This is a genomic window from Nocardiopsis halotolerans DSM 44410 (assembly GCF_000341065.1).
In the GTDB taxonomy this organism is placed as follows: domain Bacteria; phylum Actinomycetota; class Actinomycetes; order Streptosporangiales; family Streptosporangiaceae; genus Nocardiopsis; species Nocardiopsis halotolerans.
In genome coordinates this window covers 1-5,455 of record NZ_ANAX01000392.1, presented here as the reverse complement: position 1 = coordinate 5,455, position 5,455 = coordinate 1, and the positions used below count along the sequence as shown (strand labels likewise).

6 protein-coding genes are annotated in these 5,455 nt (G+C 71.7%); 2 read left to right on the top strand and 4 right to left on the bottom strand.

Going from position 1 to position 5,455, the window contains the following annotated elements:
• Positions 1-138: 138 nt before the first annotated feature.
• Entirely contained in the window at positions 139-1,209 is a 1,071-nt protein-coding gene (locus D455_RS0128110; protein WP_026123058.1) for an aldo/keto reductase, read from the bottom strand.
• Positions 1,210-1,387: 178 nt separating this feature from the next.
• Between D455_RS0128110 and D455_RS0128105 the strand changes: the two genes are divergently transcribed.
• Complete coding sequence (locus tag D455_RS0128105) at positions 1,388-2,341, top strand: cyclase family protein (RefSeq protein ID WP_017573984.1); 954 nt, start codon at positions 1,388-1,390, stop codon at positions 2,339-2,341.
• Positions 2,342-2,422: 81 nt separating this feature from the next.
• On the opposite strand, the gene D455_RS0128100 is transcribed toward D455_RS0128105, so the two are convergent.
• Positions 2,423-2,869, bottom strand: coding sequence for a type II toxin-antitoxin system PemK/MazF family toxin (locus tag D455_RS0128100; RefSeq protein WP_026123057.1), 447 nt, complete (start codon positions 2,867-2,869; stop codon positions 2,423-2,425).
• Between the two features lie 129 nt (positions 2,870-2,998).
• On the opposite strand from D455_RS0128100, the gene D455_RS0128095 reads away from it, so the two are divergent.
• Positions 2,999-3,748: an SDR family oxidoreductase gene (locus D455_RS0128095; protein WP_017573982.1), complete on the top strand. Its 750-nt coding sequence runs from the start codon at positions 2,999-3,001 to the stop codon at positions 3,746-3,748.
• A gap of 21 nt (positions 3,749-3,769) precedes the next feature.
• Here D455_RS0128095 and D455_RS0128090 read toward each other — a convergent pair whose 3' ends face one another.
• Positions 3,770-4,654 (bottom strand): alpha/beta hydrolase fold domain-containing protein, encoded by an 885-nt coding sequence (locus D455_RS0128090; protein ID WP_017573981.1) that lies wholly within the window; start codon positions 4,652-4,654, stop codon positions 3,770-3,772.
• 130 nt (positions 4,655-4,784) lie between these two features.
• The coding region (locus D455_RS0128085; RefSeq protein ID WP_017573980.1) for an endo alpha-1,4 polygalactosaminidase at positions 4,785-5,455 on the bottom strand (671 nt) is incomplete at its 5' end.

Sequence of the window (5,455 nt, the reverse complement as noted above, 5' to 3'; positions counted from 1 at the left end):
CTGCTCACACATCGGACTCACTCATCTAGGGGTCCGTGTCCGGTCACGGGCCGACGGCCCCGGAGAACACCGACGGGGGACCGGGTACGCACCCGGTCCCCCGCTCGCGTGTGCGGACGCCCCGCGTGGCGGTGCCCGTCAGGCCGGAGCGCCGGCTCCGGCCGGGACCACCGGACCCTCCCCGGCCCCGGTGCGGACCGTCGCCTCCGCGATGTGGGCGAGGTCCTCGGCGGTGAGCTCCAGCCGCCCGGCGGCCACCCAGTCGTCGACCTGACGGGGGCTGCGCGCGCCCACGATGGCCCCGGTCACACCCGGCCACGCCACCGCCCAGGCGACCGCGACGGCCGCCCTGGTCGTGCCGTGCCGCTCGGCCACGGGGGCCAGGGCCTCGGCCAGGTCGAGATTGCGCTCCAGGTTGTCGGTGAAGTCCACGTGACCCCGGCGCCAGTCGTCCGCGGCGAGCGAGGCGACCCTCTCCCTGGAGAAGGCGCCGGTGAGCAGACCCGACTGCATGGGTGAGTAGACGATGACGCCGGTCCCGTGCTCGTCCGCCCACGCGACCTCCGCGGCGTTCGACCGGTTGATCGCCGAGAAGGGGGGTTGGAGGACCTCCACGTGCGCCAGTGCCTCGGCGCGCTCCAGGAGGGGGACGCCGTGGTTGGACAACCCGATCGCGCGGACCTTGCCCTCGGTCCTCAGGTCGTCCATGACCTGCCAGTACTCCTCGATCGGGGTGGCCTGGGGCGGGGACTCCCCCGGCTCGTCCACCCCGTCGTACTCCAGGGAGGCACCCGTGTCGGGCCAGTGCACCTGGAACAGGTCGATCCGCTCCACCCCCAGGCGTCTGAGGGAGCCCTCCACCTCCCGGCGCACGCTCTCGGGGCGCATGACCCTGTACGGCGCGGCGGACGGGTCGTCCTCATCCCAGACCAGGCCGCACTTGGTGAAGACCAGCGGCCGTTCGGACTCGGGCATCCCCGCGACCGCGCGGCCGATCACCTCCTCCGAGTGCCCCAGGCCGTAGACGGCGGCGGTGTCGATCCAGTTGACGCCCTGCTCGACCGCGTACCGGATGGTGGCCACCGACTCTGCGTCGTCCTGCGCTCCCCACGAGTAGCGCCAGCCGCCACCGCCGATCGCCCAGGCCCCGAGGCCGACCCCGCTGACCGCCATCCCCGTACCGCCGAGTTGACGGGTCGGAAGACTCATACGTGAACCCTCTCTGGTCACTGTCCGCGTCCCTGACGACGCACAGACAGACATCGTCATGTTATACGCACACGTAGTAAGATTCACGTACTTACCTAGATAAGCTTTCCAATAAGCATAAGAGTTCGTATACTGATCTCGTCCGTCCCCCTCCCCCGGAACGAGGTGCATCCACCCCATGTGCGGTCCCGACCTGATCAGGAATGCCCGAAGCGGCCTCGACACGGCCGCCCACGCCCCCGACACGGCCCCCGCCGGAACCGCCACCCTCCCCCGGCCCGAACCGACCCGAACCGCCCCCAGGATGGACCGGCGGCGGATACTGACCGGCTCCGCCGCGGTGGGCGCCGTCCTCACCGGCATCGGCGCCCTCGGAGGGGCCAGCGAACCCGCCTACGCCCAGGCCATCAGCCGTATCCACCCCTCCCGGCTGAACGTGGTCAACCTCAGCCACGCCATCCACACCGACTTCCCCGTCTACTCCCCCTTCGTCCTGGAACCCAACATCGTCCAGACCGCGCACGTCGACGAGGACGGGTACAACGCCCTCAAGTTGGAGATCGACGAGCACACCGGGACCCACATGGACGGGCCCTGGCACTTCTACGACAACGACGACGCACTGCGCACCGACCAGATCGCCCCCGACAACCTCGTCTGCCCCCTGGTCGTGGTGCGTATCGCCGACCGCGCCCGCCATGACCTGGACGCGGCCGTCACCGTCAGGGACCTGAAGCGCTGGGAGCGGCGCCACGGGCGCATCCCCAGGCGTGCGCTGGTGGCCATGGACTCGGGCTGGACCGACCGCGTCCTGCGAAGCGCCGACGCCATGACCAACAGGGACGGCGAGGGCGTGCCCCACTTCCCTGGCTTCAGTGAGGAGGCGTGCGCCTGGCTGCTCTCCCGACGCGACATCGCCGGGATCGCGGTGGACACCCCCAGCCTCGACCCCGGACCGCAGTCGGTGGGCGACCCCCAGGCCCACATGCTGATGCTGGGCGCCAACAAGTACGGCATCGAGATCGTCGCCCACCTGGACCGGGCCCCCGACTCCGGCGCGATCGCCGTCGTCGGAGTCATCAACACCAAGGGCGGCACCGGAGGCCCCACGCGCCTCCTGGCCGTCCACTGACCCGACCCCGCCCCCCGGCACGAACGGGCTCCCGGGCCGCGCCGACCTTGGCCATCGGCGCGGCCCGGGAGCCCTCCGCGTTCAGTTCCAGCCGTAGCGGGCGCGCAGGACTCCCGCGACCCTCCAGAACAGGTCCTCGTCCATGACGGCCGCCTCGCGCCGGATGTCGTCCTCGTCGAACTCGAAGAGCCGGTCCACCCGAACGTAGGAGTCACGCTGCTCGCGGTCCCCGGGGCCCGAGCCGATCGGCAGCCAGTCCTGGCGCTCCCACTCGTCCGGGCGCCGGGAGGACAGCATCAGGCCGTGCAGGCGCCCGCCCCGGCGGCCCACGACCAGCAGCGGGCGGTCCTTGCCCCGCCCCGGGTCCTCCTCGTAGGGCACCCACGTCCACACGATCTCGCCCGCGTCGGCGAGCCCGTCGCGCTCGGGCGCGTAGACGAGCGTGGTGGCGTTGGCGGCGGTGGGGATCTCTCGGACCTCGCCCCTGTGGGGGTGGTCGTCGCTTCGGCGCATCGTTCGTTCGTTCACGCCCGCATCCTAGGCCGTGGGCACGGAACGCCACCTGGTTCCCCTCCCCGCGACGGCCGGGCGGCCCGAAGCGGCCACGGGCGGGACGGCTACGGTGGCAGGACGCACGACGGCACGGAAGAAGTACGCATGAGCAAGGGGACGATCCTGATCACCGGCGCCAGCGCCGGACTGGGCGCGGAGATGGCACGCCAGTTCGCGGCGCTCGGCTACGACCTGGGACTGTGCGCGCGGCGCACCGCGAGGTTGGAGGAGCTGCGCGGGGAGATCGCCGCCGCCCACCCCGACCGCCGCGTGGAGCTGCGTGCGCTGGACGTCACCGACGACGCGTCCGTGTTCGAGGCGTTCCACGACCTGTCCGCCGCCTTCGGCGGCGTGGACCGGGTGATCGTCAACGCCGGGCTCGGCAAGGGCGCCGCCCTGGGCAAGGGGCGCCACGACGCCAACCGCCAGACCGCGATGACCAACTTCGTGGGCGCCCTCACCCAGGTGGAGGCGGCCATGGAGATCTTCCGCGCCCAGGGCCGCGGCCACCTGGTACTGATCTCGTCGATGTCGGCGCTGCGCGGCATGCGCAAGGCCATGACCGTCTACGCCGCCACCAAGGCCGGTGTCGCCGCCATCGCCGAGGGTCTGCGTTCGGAGCGGGTACCGGGGCTGGACGTGTCCGTCATCTACCCGGGCTACATTCGTTCGGAGATGAACGAGCACGTGGAGCACAGGACCCGGTTCATGGTGGACACCGCGACGGGCGTGCGCTCGATGGTCGCCGCGATCGAGAGGCGCAGGGTCAGGGCGTACGTGCCCGCGTGGCCGTGGGCACCGATCGGCTTCGCCATGCGCGCACTCCCCCTGTCGGTGGTCAGGAAGCTGACGTAGGCGCAGGACGCGCGGTGGCGCTCAGAGCTCCTGGACGGTGCCGATGATCCGCGCACGCGCCCTGCTGCCCTCGGGGACCGGGACCAGCGGGTAGACGTGGAAGGCACCCTCCTCCTCGTGCAGGTCCACCGCGCCCCCGGCCTCGGCGATCAGTGCGTGCAGGCGGCGGGTGTCGGGGAGGAACACGTCGTGGGTGCCGATGTAGAGGTCCACGGGCGGCAGTCCCGAGAGCACGCCGTTGATGGGGCTGAGCCGGGGGTCCGCCAGGTCGTCCCCGCCCGCCCAGACCCTGGCGGCCTCCTTCAGCCCGACCGGGCTGAGCCAGGGGTCATCGCCCTCCACCTCGACGATGTCGGGGTTGGACATGCTCAGGTCCGCCCACGGGGAGACCAGGATCAGCCTGGCGGGCCGGGGCAGGTCCACCTCGGGCAGCGTCTGCGTGAGGGCGAGCGCCAGCCCGGCCCCCGCCGAGTCACCGGCGAAGACGGTCCGGTCGGCGTCGACGTGCTCCAGGAGCTCCCGGTACACGGCTTGGAGGAACCCGAAGGCCTCCCGGTGGGTGTGCTGCGGCGCCAGTCCGTAGAGGGGCACCTCCACCCGGCAGCCCGCGTCCGCCATCCGGGAGATCAACACCCAGTGCCACGGCGAGATCTCGCTGATGTAGCTGCCTCCGTGCACGTACAGCACGGCCTTGCCCGGCGTCTCCTCCCGTGGCAGGACGGTGTAGCTGTCGAAGCGCCCCACCGTGCGCCGGGTGATCCCGTGTCGTTTGGCGACCCAGGCCGGGGGAGCGGGATCGTCCTTGGGTTCGCCGATGCGCCGCCGCGCGCCCTCCACGGTCTCCATCTGGCGCTTGCGCGCCACGCGGAACGCCAATGACAGCGCGCGTGCCACCAGACTCGGCATGGGGATTCCTTCTCTCTGATGTGAGAGTCCTACGACGGACTCTTCCACAGAAGGGCGACGAAACGGCCCTTGCCCATGGTAGGAAGCGGCCCGGGAGAAGCCGCGTGCGCCCCGCGTGACCGTGCCGCTCTCAGCAGGCCTCCCGGAGGTGGCCCGGCTCGTCGGAGGCGAGCAGGTCGCGGTCGCGCAGGAGGGTGGTGGGCGGTGTGTCCGGAGCGGCGCAGACCTCGGCGAACGGCACGTCCAGGGTGTCGGGGTACTCGACCACCAGGACGGCGTCACCGTAGACGCCGGTGTAGGCCCCGCACTCGTCGAAGGCCACGCACTCCTCCGCCACCGCGAAGTCGAAGCCCGCCTCCTCCCGGGCACGGCGGGTCAGTTCGGCGGCGTTCTTCTGCGCCGCGGCCAGACCGTGCCCGTGGGCGACCCCGACGAGTTCGGTGGCCAGTGCCAGGTTGTCCCCGGCCGACAGGGCTCCGCCCGACCGGGTGAAGGAGTCGAGGTTGTCGAACTCCACCGCGTCGAAGCCCCTCTCCGCGCAGGTGGCGATGGTCTCCCCCACCACACGGACGATCTCCTCGCGTGTGTCGGCGGAGGAGGTGTCCAGCAGGTACTCGTCCGGCCAGTCGGGGTCGGCGACCGGGTTCCCGTCCGCGTCGCGGAGCAGCAGGTCGGGGAACTCCGCCAACCATCCCCCACGCTCCTGCGGCTGGGTCTGGAACGCGTTGACGTAGCAGACCGAGTACGCACCGGGCGCGGGGGCGTCCGTGGCGTCGCGGACCACCGTGACCACCTCCGCTG

Bases quoted from the DNA above. Each gene is read 5' to 3' on its own strand.
- D455_RS0128090 (WP_017573981.1), bottom strand. From the start codon at position 4,654: ATGCCGAGTCTGGTGGCACGCGCGCTGTCATTGGCGTTCCGCGTGGCG.
- D455_RS0128095 (WP_017573982.1), top strand. From the start codon at position 2,999: ATGAGCAAGGGGACGATCCTGATCACCGGCGCCAGCGCCGGACTGGGC.
- D455_RS0128110 (WP_026123058.1), bottom strand. From the start codon at position 1,209: ATGAGTCTTCCGACCCGTCAACTCGGCGGTACGGGGATGGCGGTCAGC.
- D455_RS0128105 (WP_017573984.1), top strand. From the start codon at position 1,388: ATGTGCGGTCCCGACCTGATCAGGAATGCCCGAAGCGGCCTCGACACG.